The sequence below is a fragment of the Nitrincola schmidtii genome, assembly GCF_008973715.1.
GTDB classification, from domain to species: domain Bacteria; phylum Pseudomonadota; class Gammaproteobacteria; order Pseudomonadales; family Balneatricaceae; genus Nitrincola; species Nitrincola schmidtii.
Map to the genome: position 1 here is coordinate 1 of NZ_WBOL01000019.1, position 20,960 is coordinate 20,960.

A 20,960-nucleotide genomic window follows, 5' to 3' on the forward strand; every position below is an offset into this window, starting at 1 on the left:
AAATAATCTGTTGCCAGGTGTGTTGCTTGGTTTGGTTGCTCATACCGACCTCCATCGATTAAAAGTGATGGAGGTAGTTTGAAGCGATTAATTCTTAAATTGTAGGTGCTGTTTTATGGGCGCATACGAAGAGGGGGTCTAGTTAATTAACGATTAATACGTTTTTTTAACTCCACCGTGAATCTCAGTGTTTCACTGCCCCCAGCGGGCAGGTGCATCTGCCCTGTGAGTTTTCCTGCGCCATCATCTTTCATAGGATGAGTGGCATCACGTAATGACCATTCTTGTTGAAAGCCAACGCTAATATCAAGGCTACGGCCTTCATTACCTGCGTTAGTGACAGTGACTTCCTGTTGAATGGTGACACTATCAAAGCCATCACTGAACAGGGTTTGACGACGCTGTATGTTCAAATCAAAGGCGCGTCCTAAGGCCAGTTCTGCTGTTTCTCCAGTCGCTAAGTTACGCAGATTCGCGGCACCAATGAACTGCATCTCTCCTTGTCGATCAGGACGAAAAACCCGTGCTTGTCCTGCGGGTAATGGCGCGTTTTGATCCTTTAACTTGGGCGCATCAAATACCAAGCTGATATCTGCCTGTGCTTGATGTCGCTGTTGATCCAATGCCGGCCAAATGGAAAAATGATGTTGGTAACGCAGCGTTGCTTCAACATCAGCCAGTTGTATTAAAGGAAGTTGCTTTGTTTCGTTAGGCTGAAAGGAAACTGGGTGAGGAAGTCGATACAGATAAAAATCTTGAACCGATTCCGCTGCTTGCTCGGGCATACTGCCTAACGCATCATTCATGGCCATGGCACGCATCATGACAGGTTGGCGTTGATCCGGTGCATTAATGTCGCCCGCCATCAGTCGCAGTTCCGCGTTAGTAAAATGACCACCGCTATGGTTATATACCGATGCTAGGCCTTCAACGGCTAGCGATTTACCTGGTGCATCTAAGGTCATGACGTAATCCATCTTCCAACCTAACCCCGACGTCAGGTAGCTCAATATGGCTGTCGAATCTTGTTCTGTTCCTGCGCTGGTAAAGTGAATACTGTCTTGACCTTGTAGGTTGCTGGGTAATTCAGCGGGGAAAATAAAGCGCCATTCTCTGGTCTGAAGCGGAATGGACTCGATCTGTCCCTCTCGACGAATCAGCGCATGGCTTCCATCGACACTGAGCAATTCGACACGACTGATGGTTTCTTGCCCTGTGCTCGTGTTGAGTCGGGCGACGTTTAGTGTCTCGCCAACATAGGCTTGAAGCAGGGATAGGAAGTTAAGGGAAGAGCGTGAAATTCCCTGCTCTAGAATCTGCCCTGCGTTTTGAATTCTCAAGGTTTCAGGCAGTATAGCGGGGCTCATATTCTGAACTTGAACCTGTTCGCCAGCATTCAGAACTGATAGTTGTCTGTGATCTTCAACCACAGCAAAATCTTGGTTGTACACCGTTAGTTTGAGCTGTGTCTGTTCTGCTTCTGTTAGAAGCGTTGCCTGAATAGGAAAGGTAAACAGACTGGCTGCCATTAACAGGGGTAACAGTTTCATTCCTTGGGCCATGATAAAATCTCTTGTTTGGAGGCTTTAGTTAAAGCGTTTCTAGGACGTTAATCTAATAGTTCTAATGAATATTTAGGGAGCTTCGTGTAAATCTACCGCAACTCTAAAACCAAAGGTGTGTTGGCGAAGATTGATTTCTTGTCGATAGCGGCTAGATGAACGAATCACACGGGGGATATCAAACCAAGATCCGCCACGCAGAACCCTTAGGTTACAATTACCCATGTGCATGGCCGAACCATCTTCAGGTGCCGAGGTATAATGGTCACTGTAGCAATCTTCGACCCATTCTTCGACATTGCCATGCATATCCTGTAAACCCCAAGCATTCGCGGGGAGTTGACCGACAGGTGCTGTTTGCTGACCATCCCATTGTGTTCCACAACCATCACAAACGGCCATGCCCGGTTCCAGCTCATTACCCCACCACCATGCGGAACCCGTTCCTGCACGCGCGGCATATTCCCATTCCGCTTCAGTCGGTAGACGATAGGGTTGTCCCGTTACATCCCTTAGCCAACGGGCATAGTCGCGAGCATCTTCCCAACTGACATTGATGACAGGGCGATCACCACGCCCCCAGCCGGCATCATCAGGTAAGTCGCGTCCTGTCGCTGCAGCAAATTGATCATATTCAGCAAAGGTGACCTCATGAACTCCGATGGCAAAGCGATACTCAAAAATAATCTCTCGCACGGGTCGTTCATTATCGTCGCCAATACGATTCAGGTCGCCCATTAAAAATTCACCCTGTGGTAACTCCTGCATCATCGGTGCAACGCCGCTCTCACCAAAGAAATCTTGGAAGCGGATCAATGATTCTGGACTTTCAGTATCTTGAAGGGTCTGTCTATTGGTCGGTTGAGCCGCTACTGGTTGGTAGCTAGCCTGCGTATCATTATTCTCGGCAAGAAGATCATCTATTTCCATTGCGGGTTCAGGTGATTCGTCAATTTCAGGAGCTGACAGTGGCTGCTGTTGTAATGCTTCCAGCATCGCTTGAGTGCTAATTAACTCATTTTCAAGGCGAAGGATTTCGTTGGTAAATTGAGTGGTATTCGGTCTTAACATTAAGCTGATGAGAAGTCCCAGAAGTAAACCTGCAAAAAACAACGATAGCATTCGTGTTTTGTTACCAAAACCTTGAGTCAGTTTGGATAAGCGCGAAAACGGCTTTATTAACCCACTGGGGAGTTTGCTGATAAGCCAGTGATCACTGGATTTGTTGTTTCCATCTTCAACATCCGAACGTTGCTCATTAGTTTGATCTGTCGTGTCAGCATCGACGGAAGACTGCTCATCTGAATCCGCTTCTGAATCTTTAGCAGACAAAGCGTAGAGTTGCTTCAACAGTACCATAGCGTTTGCCGGACGGGTGTCTTGATCAGGGCTTAATGCGGCCTGCAGATACTGCCATTGGTGCTCATCCAATTGAGTGGGTGCTTTCAGTTCACGTTGGAAGCGAGATTTTTCATCGTCATTGAGTAAAAAAGCAGGCTTGCCTGAGTAAAGATGATAAATCATCGCAGCAAAGGCATATAGGTCGGACTTTTGGGTGGTCGGTAGTGGATCAAAACCTTCGGGTGCTTGATATTGACGATAACGAGGTTCGCCAGGAATTAAGTCTAGAAATTCATCAACAATATGCCGCCAACCCAACATCATCACTCGAACACCTTTGCCAGAGCTGATAAAAATGAGTTCTGGCGAAAGGCTAGAGTGGCTTTTACGCGTGTCGCGATGGAACGCATCTAGCGCCTTGCCGATTTGAATAACTAGACCTTGTTTTTGCTCCGGTTTCAGTTTTTGCGCTTGATTGTTATCCAGCATTTTTGCGAGTGTGAGGCCATCAATGGACTCGAATGCAACAAAGATAGCACCCTTATGAGAGAATAAACCATAGCAGTCTAACGCATTAGGGTGTTTGCACTTGCGTGCTAAAATCACCAGTTTTCGCAGTTCTTCCACACAAGATTGCTGTCGGCTTAAGACATCAGGGAGGAACAGTAACATGACTTCAGTTTTAGATGATGTCGCTAAATCCTCTGCCTTCCAGCAACTGCCATAAGGATGCTCGCCTAAAGAAGACAGCAATCGAAATCGGTGTCTCTCAGGGCCTACAATGGCATCACTTTTGAGTGTGGAAAGGATTGATTCGGCCATGTTATTGACTGGTATCCAGCACTGGAAGTGATTTGATCAAATCATCGACTGCTTTCATCTGTGATAAATACGCCTCCAGTGTATGAAGTGGCAAAGCACATGGACCGTCGCATTTGGCTTTACTGGGATCGGGGTGGGCTTCTAAAAATAAACCGGCAATCCCTTGAGAAAGTCCAGCACGGGCTAGCTGTGCAGCCATAGCACGACGTCCATCTGCAGAGTCAGCACGACCACCTGGCATCTGTAAGGCATGTGTGGCATCAAAAATAACCGGATAGCCAAACTCTTTCATGATAGTAAAACCGAGCATATCGACAACAAGATTATTGTAGCCAAAACTGCTGCCGCGCTCACAAAGCATCAAATTTGAATTACCGGCTTCTTCGCATTTATGCAGGATGTGTTTCATCTCTTGAGGAGCTAAGAACTGTGCTTTCTTAATATTAATCACAGCGCCTGTGGAAGCCATGGCTTGAACTAAATCGGTTTGTCGCGATAGAAAAGCAGGTAGCTGAATAATGTCACATACTTCTGCAGCAGGCGCCGCTTGGTGGGGTTCATGAACATCCGTAATAACGGGTACATTGAAGGTTTGTTTGATCTCTTGCAGAATTTTTAACCCTTCATCTAAACCAGGTCCACGATAGGAGTGTAATGACGAGCGATTGGCTTTATCAAAAGAGGCTTTGAACACATAGGGAATGCCAAGCTTTTGCGTGACTTCAACATACTTTTCTGCGATTTGCATCGCTAGATCACGCGACTCAAGTACGTTCATCCCTCCCAATAGCACCATAGGGTTGTTATTACTAACGGATAAATGACCGACCTGAATTGTTTTCTGTTCCATATTAACATCCTGTGAGCAAATGAATGACTACATTATAGGAAGGCAAGTTAAACAAGTCTTCCTTATTGAGTCGATTAAGGTTTAAGACGTTGCTGAATTCATGAGTAAATACTAGCCGTTAGTAGTTCAGCGCAAAACCAAAGCGCAGCGGCAAGGTAAATTAAACAAAGTGTCGCTCTAAATCTAAAGCGTTTGACCAGTTTTTCCTCATCTTGAGTAGAGATGAGCAATGGGTGGCCAGGTAAACCGGGATTGGACAAGGTATGCATATCGGGAAGATCTAATGACGCTTGTCGTTGTTTTTGTGCTTCTATACGAGCAGCGTCACGAACGTTTTGCCATTCGGTATCCGATAGTAGTTTGGCTCCCGGTGTTCCGAAACGTATCAATAGATCTTGATAATTTGCTTTCCAATCCCGAATAATTTGAGCTTGTAATTGCTCTATATTAGCTACTCCTCGACCTCCGCCAACCGTCTGAAAAGTACCGAGTGCATAGACTTTTTCATGCTCTAAAATGAGGGTTTCAATATAACGATATCGAGTGCCTAGGGGGATGCCTGCTGCTATTGTTAGTGGTCTAGTTAGAAAGCTGCCGGTGTGAGTGTGAGTCGTCGTGTTAAGATTGGGGTTAGGCGTGTTGCCATACCATACTCTGTGTTGCACGGCATCTATCTCAGCTTTTGCAGGATCGATAAGGCAAACCCCTGTGCCGTCATCTACCTGAAACCATTGCTCGGAGGTACCTCGATGTTCACTACTCCAGCGGTTTTTTCGACTAGAGCTTTGACGGTCTACCCGATATCGGTACCAAACACAGGGTCTGCCCGATAATGGAGCTTCTAATAAACCTCCTTCACCGCCAACCACATGTCCAATGATTTCCACATAGCCTTGCGGTGCCGAGCGTATGAGTGCCGTTGGTGTGTCGGTAATGAGTCGATAGCGACGAAGATGACGAAACATAAACCATGCAGCAGCCAGCATGCTGGCAGAGCAAACGATGATCCCAAGCCAAAATTCTTGTTGGTCTATATGTAAGTTCAATAACATAAAAACCCAGTATTGGCTTAGCTAAATAATTGTTTCATGTTGACGTCTTTTAGTTCTGCTTCTTCAAACTCCAACAGCGTGGCAGCGGTAAAGCCTAAGCGTTTCGCCACGATAATATCGGGGAATTGCTCTATGCGGATGTTCAAATGGTTTACAGAGTCGTTATAAAACTCACGACGATCAGCAATACCTGATTCTAACGATGAAATTCGGGAATGAAGGTGTTGAAAGGATTCACTGGCTCGTAATTCAGGGTAGGCTTCAGCAACCGCGAATAAATTACCTAAGCCAAAGCGCATTTGCGTTTCAGCCTGTCCCAGTGCTTTGACGTTACCGCTTTCTCTCGCTTCTGAAACCGCAGCACGGGCTTGCATGACACGTTCAAGCGTTTGTTGTTCGAATTCCATATGTTGCTTGCAGGTTTCAACCAGTTTCGGCAATTCATCATGCCGTTGCTTCAGTAACACATCGATATTCGACCAAGCTCTACTCACGTTATGCTTCAATCTAACAAGATTGTTGTAGATGAATATGCCATACAAGATAACGAGTGTTAGTAGAACTAGCACGATCAACCAAAAAGGATCCATAGAAACAACTCCACTAGGTTTGTATGGAATAACTATAGCTTAATCAAAGATCCATGAGATAGACAATCAAGTTTTTAATCAAGAAAACACCTAATCCAAGTCCCAAAGCAAGAAATAATATAAAGGTACCAAACTTGCCTGCTTTCGACTTTTTGGCTAAGTCATAAATGATAAAAAAGATAAAAGCAGCAAACACAGCTAAACCAACGTTCAATGCAATGGCTTCGATTTCAGCTAGACGCATGAGGATCCTCTTAAGATGACATGAATGAGTATTCGATCAGCACGATATTGTACCTAGGACAACACGGCGACAGCGAAAAAAATTCAAATATTGCAATAATATTTGATTATAGGCTTATGCTGGTGAAAACGATCATTTTATTGGCTGATAGGCTGCTAACCAATCGATAAAATATTTACCAGGAACTGGTTTGCAGAAGAAATAGCCTTGGAGGTACTCACAGCCTAAGCTTAATAAAAGCTTACGTTGTTCGTCAGTCTCCACCCCTTCTGCTATCAACCGCAACTTTAGGCTTCTGGCCATTGAGATGATGGCTTCTACTAATAATGAATCGTCACTATTGACCGTCATTTCACTGATAAATTCCCTGTCAATTTTAAGCATATCGATAGGGAAACGTTTTAGGTAACTGAGTGCTGAATAGCCCGTACCAAAATCATCGATGGCTAAATGAACGCCCATGTTGCTAAACGATTGAAGCCAAGCGATGGTGGTATCGCTGTTGTCTAGTAACATGCCTTCAGTTATTTCGAGTACTAGCTCATTCGCCGGAAAATGTGATTGCTCGAGAATCCGTTTTAGAGAACTGGCATCCAATCCTAAATCACGTTGGCGCCCGGAAATATTCACGGATAGATAGAGCTTAATACCCTGCTGGCGCCATAAGTTGACTTGTTGGCAAGCGGTTTCCAGTACCCACTGACCGATAGGGCCAATCAAGCCAGTATCTTCAGCTAGAGGAATGAACTTATCGGGTGGCACCATGCCGAGTGTTGGGTGATGCCAGCGCAATAGTGCTTCAACGCCCGTCACCCTTCCTGTATTGGCCTTAACCAGTGGTTGATAAAAGACTTCCAGTTGACCTTTATCTAAGGCTAAACGTAAGTCTTGCTCCATCTCCATCAGGGTATTGGCTTGCTCTTGTAAACTGCCGGTAAAGAATTGGAAGCGATTACGCCCAGTTTGCTTAGCTCGATACATCGCAAGATCCGCATTGCGAAGTAGGGTATCAGGATCATCTGACTCACCGGGAAATAGGGTCAAACCTATGCTGGCGCCAATCACTATTTCTCGACCTGCGAGTGTAAAGGGTTCAGATAAGCGTCGAATTATTTTCTCAGCAATCAGAGTAGCCGCGCGTTCTGATTGAATGTTATGTAATAAAATGACAAATTCATCTCCACCAAAGCGTGCCACCGTATCGCTTTCACGGACACAGTTGCTCAGTCTTTTGGCGACCTGAACGAGTAATTCATCACCATACTCGTGCCCAAGCGTGTCATTAACATATTTAAAGCGATCCAAGTCGATAAAGAGTACCGAGATGATTTGTTGATCTCTTTCGGCGGTATGGATGGCCACTTCCAAACGATCGAGCAGTAAATTACGATTAGGCAGTTGAGTTAGTGCATCATAATAGGCTTGATGACGAATATGGGCTTCAGCCTCTTTACGGTTAGTGATGTCAGAAAAGACTGAAACATACTCCGTAGCATTACCGTCATCATCATGTAGCGCTGAAATTGAAAGCCATTCTGGGTAAACGCTGCCATTTTTTCGACGGTTCCAAATTTCGCCTGACCAACAGCCTGTCGTTGTGAGTGTTTCCCACATACTTTCATAGAAATCACGATCATGTCGACCAGAGCTTAGCATACTGGGATTTTTACCTTTGACTTCATCAGCCGTGTATCCAGTAATACGCTCAAAGGCGCGGTTAACCACTTTGATAAGACCCTTGTGGTCGGCAATCATGATCGCTTCATTACTGGTTTCAAAGACGGCAGCAACCATGCGAAGCTGCTCTTCTGCGTTCAGTCGCTCGGTAATGTCCTCCTTAACTGCAATGAAATGACTAATCGTGCCGGTATCATCGCGCAAAGGAGAGATAGAGGTAGAGTCCCAAAATAACGAGCCATCTTTTTTACGATTGAGTAGCTGTCCTGTCCAGGTTTTGCCTTCACGAAGGACGTTCCACATCTCAATAAACAAGCTGGCCGGCATTTCTCCCGATTTTAAGATGTTATTGTTTTGACCCAAGAGTTCATCGGATAGATAACCTGTCATTTCAGATAGCTTCGGATTGATATATTCAATAACCCCTTCGGTGTCAGTAATCATAACGGCCGAAGGACTTTGTTCTAGAGCACGTCCTAACTGTCTGAGGCGTAAATGGGTTTGTTGCATTTCGGTGATATTGGTTCTGACACTGGCAATCCCCCCTTCAGCCGTTAGATTATTGCTTGCTTGATACCAGCGTCCATCAGGGGTTTGTTCTAGATAGTTTTGGGTTGTATCCAGTGTGTTTGAAATATCGGCAGAGGTTGTCACTCCGAACTGCTTGTTCAGTCGTTGCTGGGAAGCCCAATCTAAAGAGTCCAGCTCTTTCAACCAAGGATAAAAGGATTGCCAGCGCTGATTGAACAGAACTAATTTGCCGTCCTTATCAAAAAGAGCAAACGCTTCCGATAAACTGTTAACGGCATCTTGTAAGCGAGTACGCGCTTGCTCAGAGCGTTCATTGAGTTGCTGTAAGCGTTTAAACATTCCACCTAACAACAGCATAAGCAGAATACTTAACAGCAAGAGTGTTAGCGTAAAAGCTTCGGCATGCCGAGATCGTTTGTTGTAGTGGCTTTGATAGCTTTGTTCCAGTGAGCGCAGCAAACTCCGAGTACTAATATTATTGAAGGCATCTCGGTATTGATGGAGGTTGTTCAAGTGGCTTAGGTTTTGATTTGCCTGAGTTGCAAAGGCAGTTAATGCTGGATGATTATTATCCAAGTTGCTTTTGAAGTGATCAACACTAATGTACAGATCAGTTAACACCCGAGGATCGGGAAACAGATGATAACGAAATAGTTGACTCATCAAGCGAGCGCTTTCGTCGCGTTGAGGGTGCTCATCATCACGTAACTCTTGCACTAGGTTAGGCATAAATAACAATGCATTACGAATAAGCGCAGCATAGAGTTTTATCTCTTCGGTGATGCGCGCTTTCTCTGCTTGAGCCTGAGCGTATTGGTGTAGCAATTCAGAAGATTTTTGATCCAGTCCTTGATAGAAGCGGCCGTCTTGATGGATCAATTGAGCAACAAGAGTGTCGATCTCTTTACGCAATTGGACCTGTGTGTCGTATTGATTTTGAACGCCTGTTGCAATCAGCAGTGTTTGCTCATCTAGCTTCGAATCCAGCTCGCGTAACTGCAAAAAATGATCTAAGCGTTCAGTATGCTCTATTAAACCGATACTCCTCGTTTGAAGGAATAGTGCAATTAAAGCCGAGATCGTCAGGATTAACAGTACTGTGAATGGTCGCATTAACGCTGGCATTACTGCTGCTCCAACTTGTTATTGAGCGGTGAGCTTAAGCGTGGATGTGTTCCTGTTAATGAGTGTATAAAGGCGGCTATATCGGCAATATGTTTCTCAGGAAGTTGGCGTCCTAATTGAAAGCGCGCCATGGTAACAATAGCGTCTTCAAGTGAATTGGCACTGGAATCGTGAAAGAAAAAATCGTTTAAGGCGGCGGTTCTTAAACTAGGCACTTTAAATACATACCGGTGATTCGGGTTTCCGGTCACGTTATAACGGCCCAGATCAGCTTGAGAGATGTGTTCACCCTTTAATTCGAAATAGTTTTCCAGTGATCCCATACGTGAAAACATATTGCCGCCAACGTTTGCTCCTTGATGACAACTGATGCAGCCATAACTTCTGAATAACTCATAACCTCTCACCTGTTGTGACGTGAGTGCCGAATGATCACCTAACAACCAACGATCAAAGGGTGAGTCAGTTAAAATTAGGGTTTTCTGAAAGGCAGCGAGTGCCTCGCGAATATTATCGGCGGTAATGCCATTACGAAAAACTGCATTAAAGCGTTGTGTGATGCTAGGGTCTTCTTGCAGTTTAGCAATAATACTTTCCCAATCTGATCCCATCTCGACTTCGTCATGAATAGGTCCATCGACTTGTGATTGCAAATCGATAGCTCGCCCATCCCAAAACTGGGCAAGATCAAAAGCACTGTTATAGACACTCGGCGCTCTTATTCTTCCAACGGCACCGCCGACCCCTACAGAAAAGGGTCTACGATCAGCTCCATTGTGAGATAAATCATGGCAACTGGCGCAACTAATGGTGTTATCTGCGGAGAGGCGAGTGTCATGAAATAGTGTGTCTCCTAAGCTGACCAATGGTGCTGGTAAAGAGGGGAGTTCTGGCGTAGGAAGGATAGCTCTGTTCGCGTAACTATTTAGGCTGACAGCACACAGGGAAAAACACACCATCACCTTTAGATAATGTAATAAAGAAAAACGAGTGTTTTTGATCAAAAACGGGAGCAGGTAGTTTTTCACACGAATGTCTAATGACCTATTTTTTGAAAGTGTAATAATCAGGTTAAACCTAAATAAATTCAACTGATCCAATCAGCTTTGTTTGTTAAATATCAATGATTTTTATCATTTAGTATAGCTGATTGGCTTTTCGGTAACGACCTTGGTAATCGAAGAGCTTTTCTTCTATTTTCCAGAAGTGTCCTTGACGCTTCGCTATGACAAAGTCAGGGTGCTTAAATTGTGCTTCCAGCTGAAAGACCTCATCAAGAGAGTTAAATGATTTCGAACCCATATACATGCGTCGACCTAACTGTTCATTAAACCTGTGTCGTGACTTAGTGTAACTAAAATCAAATGCCTCTTTTAGCGTATCACCTTGCTCATCATGGTAAATCACGATAAGACGTTGTTGATCCGTTTCAAAAGAAATACCGGCACATCGCATGACTTTTGCATCTTTTAGCGACAAAGCTCGTTTAAGTATATCGTCTGGGTCAATTAAGACATTATCGCAATGTTCGCAACGTCGAGCAGCAATATCATTTTCGTGATTGCAAAAAGGGCACTCTTTGAACACAAAGCGATAGTGACATTGACGTTTGTTTTCACCCTGAAATGTTAAGCCTTGGCAGCGCCGACCAAAATGCTCAATCACCTGACCTTGTTCGTCCCTTCTTCCCCAAAAAATATTGGCAAAGTTGCATAGGGGACAAAATACTTGAACCGCCTCCGTATCCGCAGCAGGTTTAGGTGAACCTATCTCAGGACTAAATAAGTTAAACCCATTCGCAGCATAATCGATGATTAGGCAGTCTTTTTTATCAGGGTAAAGGCGTAGACCGCGCCCTGCAATCTGCTGATAGAGGCTTACTGATTCGGTGGGCCTTAAAATCGCAATTAAATCGACATGTGGTGCATCGAATCCAGTGGTCAACACTGAGACATTGACCAAAAATTTAAGTTGCTGCTGCTTAAAGGCGTTAATCAAATTTTGTCGTGACTGGCGATCAGTTGAGCCTGTGATAATGGCAGATTGTTGTTCGGGCAAGTAACGATAAATCTCCTTTGCATGCTCTACACTTGCGGCAAACAGCATCACTCCTCGTCTAGACTTAGCCAGTTCGACGACTTCCTCTGTAATGGCACGAGTCACTCTGGGGTACTTTCGCAATAGGTGACTCAAAGCTTGGGTTTGATGTTGATGGTCAACCGCTATCAGGCTAGAAAAATCATAATGATGAAGTGCCGCATCAATACAAACAGGCGGTGTTAAAAAACCTTCTCGTATCAGTTGGCTTAATGGAAGTTCATAAATGCAATGGTCAAAGACAGCATGGTTTGTTTCCCTGACAAAACCGCGATAATCATAACGATAGATCCATCCTTGACCAAGACGATAGGGCGTTGCGGTTAAGCCTAATAGCATTAAAGAAGGATTACGCTCTCTTAACGTGCTAATGACTTGCTGATATTGACTATCATCCTTGTTACTCACTCGATGACATTCATCGATGATGATCAACGAAAACTGTTGATTGAACTCTGTAAGGCCATTCGCTATGGATTGAATGCTCGCAAAAGTTACCTGTTCTTGTGTTTGGCGCTTACCCAGTCCTGCCGAGAAAAGTCCCGCTGTGAATCCGAGTGCTTCATATTTCGCGTGATTTTGTTCGACCAGCTCTTGCACATGCGTCAGTACTAGCAGATTTCCACGCGCCAATCTGGCCAGTTCTGCAATGACTAAGCTTTTCCCTGATCCCATAGGCAGCACAATGATGGCCGATTCTTGAGACTGTCGAAAGTGATTAAGCGTCGCAGTCACTGCCTGTTTTTGGTAGTTTCGGAGTACAATCGCAGTCATTAAATCGTTTTAAGCCCTATTGATGGCAGTGAATTTATGAAAACAAACCCGCTGGTAACCATGTCTATGATAACAATTGTAAAAGCAGATCTCACTCAAGCTACTCATGCGCAGGCGGTGGTCAGCCTGTTAAATGAATATGCCTGTGATCCAATGGGAGGAGGCGAGCCGCTGTCGATAGAAGTTCAGGCTAGTTTAATTGACGCTATGATGAAGCGTCCTTTTATACACAGTTTTATCGCTTATGATCAAGATACCCCAGTTGGACTGATTAACCTTGTTGAAGGTTTTTCGACCTTTGCAGCGAAACCACTCTTAAATGTTCATGATGTAATGGTGATTGAGGCATATCGCGGTCGAGGAATCGCCGCGCAACTCTTTACTGCAGCAGAAAGTTTTGCCTATGAATTAGGCTGCGTGAAGCTAACATTAGAAGTGTTGGAAGGCAATGAGCCAGCTAAACATGCCTATCGTCGACTGGGTTTTAAGCCCTACCAACTGGATCCTTCTGCAGGAGTGGCGCAATTTTGGCACAAAAAAATAGTCTAATAAGATCTAAATGTTCTGTTTTTTCCGAATATTCTTTGATATAGTTTTGTTACACATTTGGCAATAAGAAAGGTTGGTGATGTTAAAACAACCCTTCATTGCCTAAGCAGGAGATCTAAATGGTTCTAACAGGAAGTTAGCACCATTTTATTGACAGCGCAGGGGGTTACCCTTGCGCTGTTTTTGCATCTAGGAATTCTTCGCTTAAATAGAGCGATTCATTGCTGTTGATGCCTACGCCACGAGCGATAATATCTTCGGCAATCTGCTTAGCTTCTTCCAAAGAGTGCATTGTGTAGGTTCCACACTGAAATTCGTTCAGCTCTGGGATATCTTTCATTGATGGTACATGAATGACATCTTGCATGGCGGCCGACCAAGCATTAGCAACTTGCTGTTCACTTGGCGTGCCAATTAAACTCATGTAAAAGCCTGTTCTGCAACCCATTGGTGAAATGTCAATAATCTCAACTTGATCACTGTTCAAATGATTGCGCATAAAGCCAGCGAACAGATGCTCAAGAGTGTGAATTCCCTTCTCTGACAAAATTTCTTGGTTTGGAACACAAAAACGTAAGTCAAATACGGTAATCGCATCGCCTGAGGGGGTTTGCATTTTTTTTGCGGTTCTAACGGCAGGTGCGTGCATTCGAGTGTGATCGACGCGAAAGCTATCTAGTAATGGCATGATTAACTCCTGAATGTTTCCGAATTACTTTAGCACACTACGTACATTAGTTGGTATTTAGATGTGTGTGCTGGCTAGGGCAAATGTTTTTGTTCTATAGTTCTTCCATGAAGTCCTAGCTTTACTAGAGTAAAAAAGTGTCTGATTAGACACTTCATAATTTAAAAATTATAAGGATGAGCCATGTTGTCCGATCCGGCGATCAATGAGCTTTTGCAAAACCTTGCGAAACTTTATGTTCAACGCTTACCAAAAGAAGTCGAGCAGCTTCAGGTGGTTGCGCATGAACTGGCAGAACAAGGTTTTACTAGTGATCTGCTGGAAAAGCTTGGGCATCAATTACATGGCATTGCTGGCTCAGCGGGTACCTTTGGGTTTCATGAGGTTACTGAAAGCACACGTATTGTTGAAAACCTAGTCAAAGCATTAACTGAAAACCCTGAGTCAGAGGTGTATCAGCATAATCTACATGGATTGATTGATGACCTAGTAACACAGCTTAATGAAGTCAGGTATCTAGATCCCTCTCCCAATACAAGCGTAATTGACCCTCCTCGGTATCTACCTAATCAACCGCATTTGTGGCTTATAGAGGATGATGCTCTTCAAGCTGCTGAAATACTGCGTGTATTGGATCAATTTAATTATTCGGTTAGATGGTTTGAATCATTTAATGTTGCAGAAGAAGCGGCAAAGTATGAGCGTCCAGATGGTTTAATCTTAGATGTCATGTTTTCTATAGAACAGATCAACATTGCAGAGAAGTTAACGCGTGAATCTCCACTAATGAGATTAGGTGTGCCGATGGTGTTTATATCAGCATCTGACTCATTTAATGCCCGTCTTAAAGCAGTTCGAATGGGTGCCTTGGGTTATATGCTCAAGCCCCTGGACTATCCTAGATTAATTGACCGATTAGAGTCAGTTCTAGAGCAAGAGAGGCAAATTGCTTATCGAGTGCTTATTGTCGAGGACGATGATCTACAAGCACAACACTATGCTGCAATATTGACTGCTGCTGGAATGTTAGTGCAAACCTTAGCTGAGCCAACTGAGATCATGGATAAGTTGGCAGATTTTCGTCCAGAATTAGTGTTAATGGACATTCACATGCCGGGTTGCTCTGGTGCAGAGTTGGCAGGCATGATTCGCACTTATGAAGAGTGGGTAAGTTTGCCAGTAATTTATCTTTCCGCCGAAACCGATTTAGACCAGCAACTGATGGCCATGGGAAGAGGTGGTGATGACTTTATCACTAAAACTATCACGGATACTCGTCTAGTGGCTTCTGTTCGTGTGCGTGCCGCACGTTTCAGAAAACTGGATTCGCTGATGTCTCGTGATGGGTTAACGGGACTGCTAAAACACTCAAGAATAAAAGAATCATTAGAGGTTGAAATAGCTCGTTCTGAACGCAACTCCTTGCCTTTATCAGTTGTGATGTTAGATCTAGATCACTTTAAGAAAATTAATGATACCTACGGTCACGCTGCCGGTGATCAAGTAATCAGAGCGATGGCACATCTGTTACGACAGCGGTTACGCAAGTCTGACATCATTGGTCGCTATGGCGGTGAAGAGTTTGTCATTATCCTGCCTGACACCGGTTCAGAAATTGCTGAACACCTCATGACCGATATTTTGCGTCGCTTTAGTGATCTGCAATTCAAAGATGAACAGGAAGAATTTCATGTGACTTTTAGTGCAGGTATCGCTTCTACCGCCGATCAGGTAACACCAGCAGCACTATTAGCTGTTGCTGATAAAGCACTTTATTTAGCCAAGTCTGAGGGGCGTAATCAAGTTAGACGATTTACACCTAGGAATCGTTTGAATGAATAAAAAAGCTTCTATGGATCAAGTTGATCGTCTCTTACGTCAATTAGCGGAAGCTTTTTTAACTGAGTTGCTTGATCATTGTGATGATGCTGAAGCTGATCTTCTGTTGCTGGAAAAAAAATTTGATACCGACGTATTCAACCGTCTTTTTGGTTTAGTTCATAGCATTAAAGGATCCGGTGGTACACACGGGTTTGGCATGATTACCAGTATTGGTCATCAATTTGAATCTGCATTGATTGAATGGCAAAGTTCGCCAAGTCGTGATTCTTTGCCAGTGCTGCTAGGTTTTGTTGACTTACTTCGCCAAGCGGCAGATCTGTTATCAACGGGCGCAGATCTAACTGGGTTGAAACAGCAGCTTGAAAAGCTGTGTTTAGATTCAGATCAGGTCTCTAAGAGAGTGCTGTTGGTTGAGTCGTCTCGCATCATGCAGCAACTTTGCCAGCAGGTTTTAGCGGATCTGGCAGTTCAAGTGAATACCTTCGATGATGGCTTGAAGGCCCTGAATGAGTTACTCCATTCGCGCTATGACTGTTTGATTATTGGGCGTCAGTTAAACTCCTTAAACGGTTCTGCTGTAGTTGCTGCGGTTAGAGAGTCAGATTCGCCTAACCACAATATACCCGTTTTGATGCTAAGCACTGATCAACGTCAACTGCCTGATCATTTAAATATATTAAGATTATTGCCTAGGACACCGGCATTATCTGACGTTTTACTTATTGAAATGGAGAGATTGATAAAAAAGCGTCCCGCTAAAGAGGGTGGCAAACTTGGCTGAAATTTTAAAAATAGATAATCTTTCTAGACAGCAAAAGCGCTTTCGTAATTTGATGGCGCTTTCAGCGTTTTTATTTGCCAGCGTTTTTTTGGCATTGAGTGTCTGGGTGGTTCGTGAAACTGAAGAGGATCATTTGCTTCGTGCCGCAAGAAATTACTCTAATGCCATAGAGTCTTTCCGAAACTTCTACACAGAGGTGATCGTCAGTCCTTTGGTAGGGCATCCTTGGGTTATCATTACAGAACATTACCGCGATCAAGGAGGTGCGATCCCGATACCCGCAACCATGACTATTGACTTGGTTGACTACATGAGTCAACGTGATGAGACTATTGATGCGCGTCTAGTCAGTGATTTTCCTTTTCCGCAGCGTGCTGACCGTCTCATTACGCCCTTTGATATTGATGCATTAGAACAGATGCGTGAACAAAATCTGCCTGAATTCTTTCGCTTTCAAGTCGATGATCAGGGCAAAGAACTGGTTTATGCAACACCGATTAAAATGCTGCCTACCTGTGTAACATGCCATAACAATCACAAAGATTCACCCAAGCGAGATTGGCAAGTGGGCGATGTTAGGGGTATTCAAGTGGTAACGATGCCCGCCAGTCAAAACGTGCTAGCTCAAAGTGGGCGCTTCTTATATCTGATAAGTTTTGTTGTATTAGCTTTTATCAGTGCCTTGTTTGCCCTTTTCTTTATGGATGGGCGAGTACGAAAAACGATCAAATTACTTTTCGATCGAAATCGTAAGCTTGAATTTGCAACTAAAGAACTTAAGCAGCAGCAAAATGCATTGGATCAGCACGCGATTGTCAGTATGACTGATCGTGCAGGGAATATTATCTACACCAATCAGCACTTTAAAAATATATCAGGATATGAAGATGACGAATTGATTGGAAAAAATCATCGCATCATCAATAGTGGCCATCATTCGGTTGAAATGTTTGAAGCGCTTTGGCATACCATTGTGTCAGGTCAGGTTTGGCATGGTGAAATTAAAAACGTGAACAAACAGGGGTGTCATTATTGGGTGAAAGCCACCATCATGCCCCTTTATGATGCAGACGGACAGATAGACAGATATATCTCTATACGAACCGATATAACGCAGCAGAAACAACTGGAACAGGATCTAAAACAAACTAACGACGAGCTTAATGCACTGAATAAAACGCTGGATGAAGCACGAAAAGAAGCGGTTGCTGCCAGTGAAGCAAAAAGTGCGTTTTTAGCGAATATGAGTCATGAAATACGCACACCCATGACAGGTATTATCGGAATGACGGATCTTGCCTTAGATACCGAACTAACGCCTGCTCAACGAGATTATTTAGATGTGGTCAAATCCTCAGCGGATGCTTTGCTAGCTATTCTGAACGATATTTTAGATTTTTCTAAAATCGATGCGGGCAAGCTGCAAATCAGCCCTATCAATACAGACGTAAAAGTATTGCTATCGCAGTGCCTGAAACCTGTGGCCATGTTGGCAGAGAAAAAAGGGATTACGCTGGTCGTCGATATCCAGTCAAATGTACCTGATTGTTGTCTCATTGATCCGGTTCGTGTGAGACAGGTATTAGTCAATATTTGTGATAACGCCATTAAGTTTACAGCTGAAGGCGAAGTTCGTGTAACCATCGGTTGGCAAGCCATTGAAGGCTCTTCAGGAGAACTTTATTTAGGAGTCAAAGATCAGGGTATCGGAATCTCCAAATCGCAGCAGAAACATATTTTCCAAGCTTTTTCTCAGGCCGATGATTCGACTACTCGTCGCTTTGGTGGCACTGGGTTGGGTTTGACCATCACGGCTAGACTAGTTGAGCTAATGCAAGGCGAGATAGGTGTAGAGAGCGAGCCTGGTCAGGGAAGCCTCTTCTGGATTAAGTTACCTTGTCAGCAAATCGATATTGAACCTGAAGATGTTATGGATAAGAGTCAAACATCTTCTTCAGAGAGTGCGCCACTCAATATTCTGCTAGTCGAGGATAACAAGGTTAATCAGAAGTTAATCACAACCTTACTGAGCAAGCGAGGACACTGTGTAACGCTTGCAGAAAATGGCCAAGAAGCAGTGGACATCTGTAAAGAAAGCACTTTTGATATGATTTTGATGGATATGCAGATGCCGGTGATGGGAGGGGTCGAAGCAGCCAGTCATATTCGAAAAAATGAACGTGTATTGTCAAAGCCTCCTATCCCTATATTTGCCATGACCGCTAATGTTCTACCCACAGATAAAGAGGCTTGCTTGAATGCAGGTATGAATGGCCATCTTGGTAAACCTGTTAAGTTAACTGAACTGGACGCTGTCCTTGACGCTGTTAAAAGGTCCAAAACGCATGACTGAGTCATTAACACGTATCTTGATAGTCGATGATGCAAACATCGAGCGTATGAAGCTTAAAGGTTACTTGGGTAAACGAGGTTTTGAAATCATTGAAGCCGCCAATGGCGCCGAGGGAGTAGATCAGTATATTAAGCAACATCCAGATCTGATCTTAATGGATGTCAATATGCCGGTGATGAACGGTTATGATGCGATACGGCAGATACGTCTACAAGAATCTAAAATGATGACGCCGATTTTAATCCTCACCGCAGATGATGATTTAGTGGCCATAGATCAGGCTTTTGAAGCGGGTGCCAATGACTTCTTCCCTAAGCCGATCAATTATCCACTGCTACACAAACGTATTCGCTATGCACTTAGAGATGCAGCGCGAGAGCGCGAACTAATGCGTATCACGGGGCTTCAGGAAACTGCGCGCATTCTTGCAGGTCTTGCTTTCTGGGAAGTCGATATGAAGACACAGGAAATGCGCTGGTCTGATGATGCCAGTGATCTATTGCATTGGATTGATGAGCTTCCCAATAGCTTTGAAAGTGGTATGCAGATTATTCATCCAGATGATCGTCAGCGTATGATTCGTATCTTTGAGGATGCTGCAAAAACTGGAGCTAAGTTTGAATTAGAGGTACGCTCACCAGCACAAAAACAAGATCATATTTTAAAAATTGTTGGTCAGCACAATATAGCACAGGGATTATTTGTTGGAGCTATACAAGATGTATCCTCACAACGCCGCCTTGAACATCAGGTCAACTATCTCGCCTTTCATGATGCAACGACAGGGCTGCCTAACCGAAAGCTTTTCCTGCGCGATTTAGAAGAAAGTATCGAGTTATCTACCAGAAATAAGTCACAAGTGATCGTTGGCGTTATTGAGCTCATTAGATTCCAACAGATTACCGAGACTTATGGCGTTGATGTGGCTGATCAGCTTTTGATCAATTTGGTGTCCCAGCTTCGCAGTGAGCAATTACCCAATACCTTTATTGCGCGAATGGATGGAGGAGTGTTTGTATGGCGAACACTGCTTGATACGGATAACAATGATGAGCGTATTTCTGCAGAGATAAATTGGTGGCTAGCTCAGCTAAATCGCTCTTGGATGTTAGGAGATCGTGAAACCTATCTGACATTCACAGCCGGTGTTGCCATCGGACCTCGCCATAGTTCTTCGGCCAGTGAGCTGTTAGGTATGGCACATCGAACACAGCGACTGCAAAAGCCGACAGCCAATGTAACGCTTGGATTTTACACCGACAGTAAAGACGATGGTTTACAAAGTCGTTTACAAATGGAATCTGACTTAAGAATGGCGGTGACTGAAAAGCAGTTTTATTTAGTTTACCAGCCGCAAATTGATTTAAGCAGTGATCGAGTGGTAGGCGTTGAGGCATTGTTACGTTGGCGTCATCCTCAAGGAGAGTCGGTGCCACCCTTTCGTTTCATTCCAATTCTCGAAGAGATGGGGTTGATTAGTGAGCTGGGAGACTGGATTCTAGAAGAAGCCTGTCGTCAACAAGTGGAATGGACGACAGAGGGCTATCCACTTCGCATGGGAGTTAACCTTTCCCCTATACAGTTTGACCAAGCTGATCTGCCTGCTCAAATCCAAGCAATTGTTATCAAGACAGCCATCGTTCCTCAGCAGCTTGAATTAGAGATAACAGAAAGCCTTGCAATGCATAACCCCGAGGCAACGATTGAGACGTTACATCAGCTCAGAGAGATGGGTTTCAAGATAGCAATCGATGATTTTGGTATCGGTTTTTCATCGCTGGAATATTTACTACGCTTCCCGATAGACACTTTAAAGATAGATCGTGCTTTCGTAAAAGATATCACTCGAGGAAGAAGCGACCGCGCCATCGTGCGTGCGTTAACCTCACTGTGCCAAGGTCTTGGGCTGACCACTATTGCCGAAGGTGTTGAAACACAACGACAACGAGATTACATCGATGCTTTAGGTGCCACTGAAATACAGGGTTATTTGATTTCACCGCCTTTGGAGCCAAAGGCATTGATCAACTTGATTAAAAATTTATAACTACCCTTTAGCTGCAAAGAAACCTGATGAGCAGG

15 protein-coding genes are annotated in these 20,960 nt (G+C 44.1%); 5 read left to right on the forward strand and 10 right to left on the reverse strand.

The genetic code is table 11. The features are described from left to right. Positions 1 to 146: 146 nt before the first annotated feature. The 9 genes from F7R24_RS13835 to radD form a co-directional block, all read right to left on the reverse strand. Positions 147 to 1,562: a DUF4139 domain-containing protein gene (locus F7R24_RS13835; RefSeq protein WP_151671856.1), complete on the reverse strand. Its 1,416-nt coding sequence runs from the start codon at positions 1,560 to 1,562 to the stop codon at positions 147 to 149. Between the two features lie 72 nt (positions 1,563 to 1,634). Continuing rightward, a complete protein-coding gene (locus tag F7R24_RS13840; RefSeq protein WP_151671857.1) occupies positions 1,635 to 3,725 on the reverse strand; it encodes an SUMF1/EgtB/PvdO family nonheme iron enzyme in 2,091 nt (696 codons plus the stop codon). 1 nt (position 3,726) lies between these two features. Beyond that, positions 3,727 to 4,575 carry a 3-deoxy-8-phosphooctulonate synthase gene (gene kdsA, locus F7R24_RS13845; protein WP_151671858.1) on the reverse strand — a complete coding sequence of 283 codons (849 nt, stop codon included), beginning with the start codon at positions 4,573 to 4,575 and terminating at the stop codon, positions 3,727 to 3,729. A gap of 98 nt (positions 4,576 to 4,673) precedes the next feature. Continuing rightward, entirely contained in the window at positions 4,674 to 5,621 is a 948-nt protein-coding gene (locus F7R24_RS13850; RefSeq protein ID WP_168926840.1) for a GIDE domain-containing protein, read from the reverse strand. Positions 5,622 to 5,644: 23 nt separating this feature from the next. After that, complete coding sequence (locus F7R24_RS13855; RefSeq protein WP_151671860.1) at positions 5,645 to 6,217, reverse strand: LemA family protein; 573 nt, start codon at positions 6,215 to 6,217, stop codon at positions 5,645 to 5,647. Between the two features lie 43 nt (positions 6,218 to 6,260). Continuing rightward, positions 6,261 to 6,461 (reverse strand): DUF2788 domain-containing protein, encoded by a 201-nt coding sequence (locus tag F7R24_RS13860; RefSeq protein WP_151671861.1) that lies wholly within the window; start codon positions 6,459 to 6,461, stop codon positions 6,261 to 6,263. 132 nt (positions 6,462 to 6,593) lie between these two features. Next, entirely contained in the window at positions 6,594 to 9,794 is a 3,201-nt protein-coding gene (locus F7R24_RS13865) for an EAL domain-containing protein (protein ID WP_151671862.1), read from the reverse strand. Beyond that, a complete protein-coding gene (locus F7R24_RS13870; RefSeq protein WP_151671863.1) occupies positions 9,794 to 10,822 on the reverse strand; it encodes a cytochrome-c peroxidase in 1,029 nt (342 codons plus the stop codon). Before F7R24_RS13870 ends, F7R24_RS13865 begins: the two co-directional genes overlap by 1 nt. Before the next feature lie 109 nt (positions 10,823 to 10,931). Then, on the reverse strand, positions 10,932 to 12,665 hold the full coding sequence (gene radD, locus F7R24_RS13875; RefSeq protein ID WP_151671864.1) for a DNA repair helicase RadD: 1,734 nt from the start codon (positions 12,663 to 12,665) through the stop codon (positions 10,932 to 10,934). Positions 12,666 to 12,731: 66 nt separating this feature from the next. Between radD and F7R24_RS13880 the strand changes: the two genes are divergently transcribed. Further along, the gene (locus F7R24_RS13880) at positions 12,732 to 13,214 is read left to right on the forward strand and encodes a GNAT family N-acetyltransferase (RefSeq protein WP_151671865.1); all 483 of its coding nucleotides are present in this window, start codon (positions 12,732 to 12,734) and stop codon (positions 13,212 to 13,214) included. A gap of 166 nt (positions 13,215 to 13,380) precedes the next feature. On the opposite strand, the gene luxS is transcribed toward F7R24_RS13880, so the two are convergent. Next, on the reverse strand, positions 13,381 to 13,902 hold the full coding sequence (gene luxS / locus F7R24_RS13885; protein WP_151671866.1) for an S-ribosylhomocysteine lyase: 522 nt from the start codon (positions 13,900 to 13,902) through the stop codon (positions 13,381 to 13,383). 183 nt (positions 13,903 to 14,085) lie between these two features. Between luxS and F7R24_RS13890 the strand changes: the two genes are divergently transcribed. Genes F7R24_RS13890 through F7R24_RS13905 form a run of 4 tightly spaced genes read left to right on the forward strand, consistent with a single transcriptional unit; the run spans position 14,086 to position 20,925 of the window. After that, positions 14,086 to 15,744 carry a diguanylate cyclase gene (locus F7R24_RS13890; protein WP_151671867.1) on the forward strand — a complete coding sequence of 553 codons (1,659 nt, stop codon included), beginning with the start codon at positions 14,086 to 14,088 and terminating at the stop codon, positions 15,742 to 15,744. Continuing rightward, a complete protein-coding gene (locus F7R24_RS13895; protein ID WP_151671868.1) occupies positions 15,737 to 16,525 on the forward strand; it encodes an ATP-binding response regulator in 789 nt (262 codons plus the stop codon). Before F7R24_RS13890 ends, F7R24_RS13895 begins: the two co-directional genes overlap by 8 nt. After that, on the forward strand, positions 16,518 to 18,878 hold the full coding sequence (locus F7R24_RS13900; RefSeq protein WP_151671869.1) for an ATP-binding protein: 2,361 nt from the start codon (positions 16,518 to 16,520) through the stop codon (positions 18,876 to 18,878). Before F7R24_RS13895 ends, F7R24_RS13900 begins: the two co-directional genes overlap by 8 nt. Further along, positions 18,871 to 20,925, forward strand: a complete 2,055-nt coding sequence (locus F7R24_RS13905; RefSeq protein WP_151671870.1) for a two-component system response regulator — start codon at positions 18,871 to 18,873, stop codon at positions 20,923 to 20,925. Before F7R24_RS13900 ends, F7R24_RS13905 begins: the two co-directional genes overlap by 8 nt. The last annotated feature ends 35 nt before the right edge of the window (positions 20,926 to 20,960 follow it).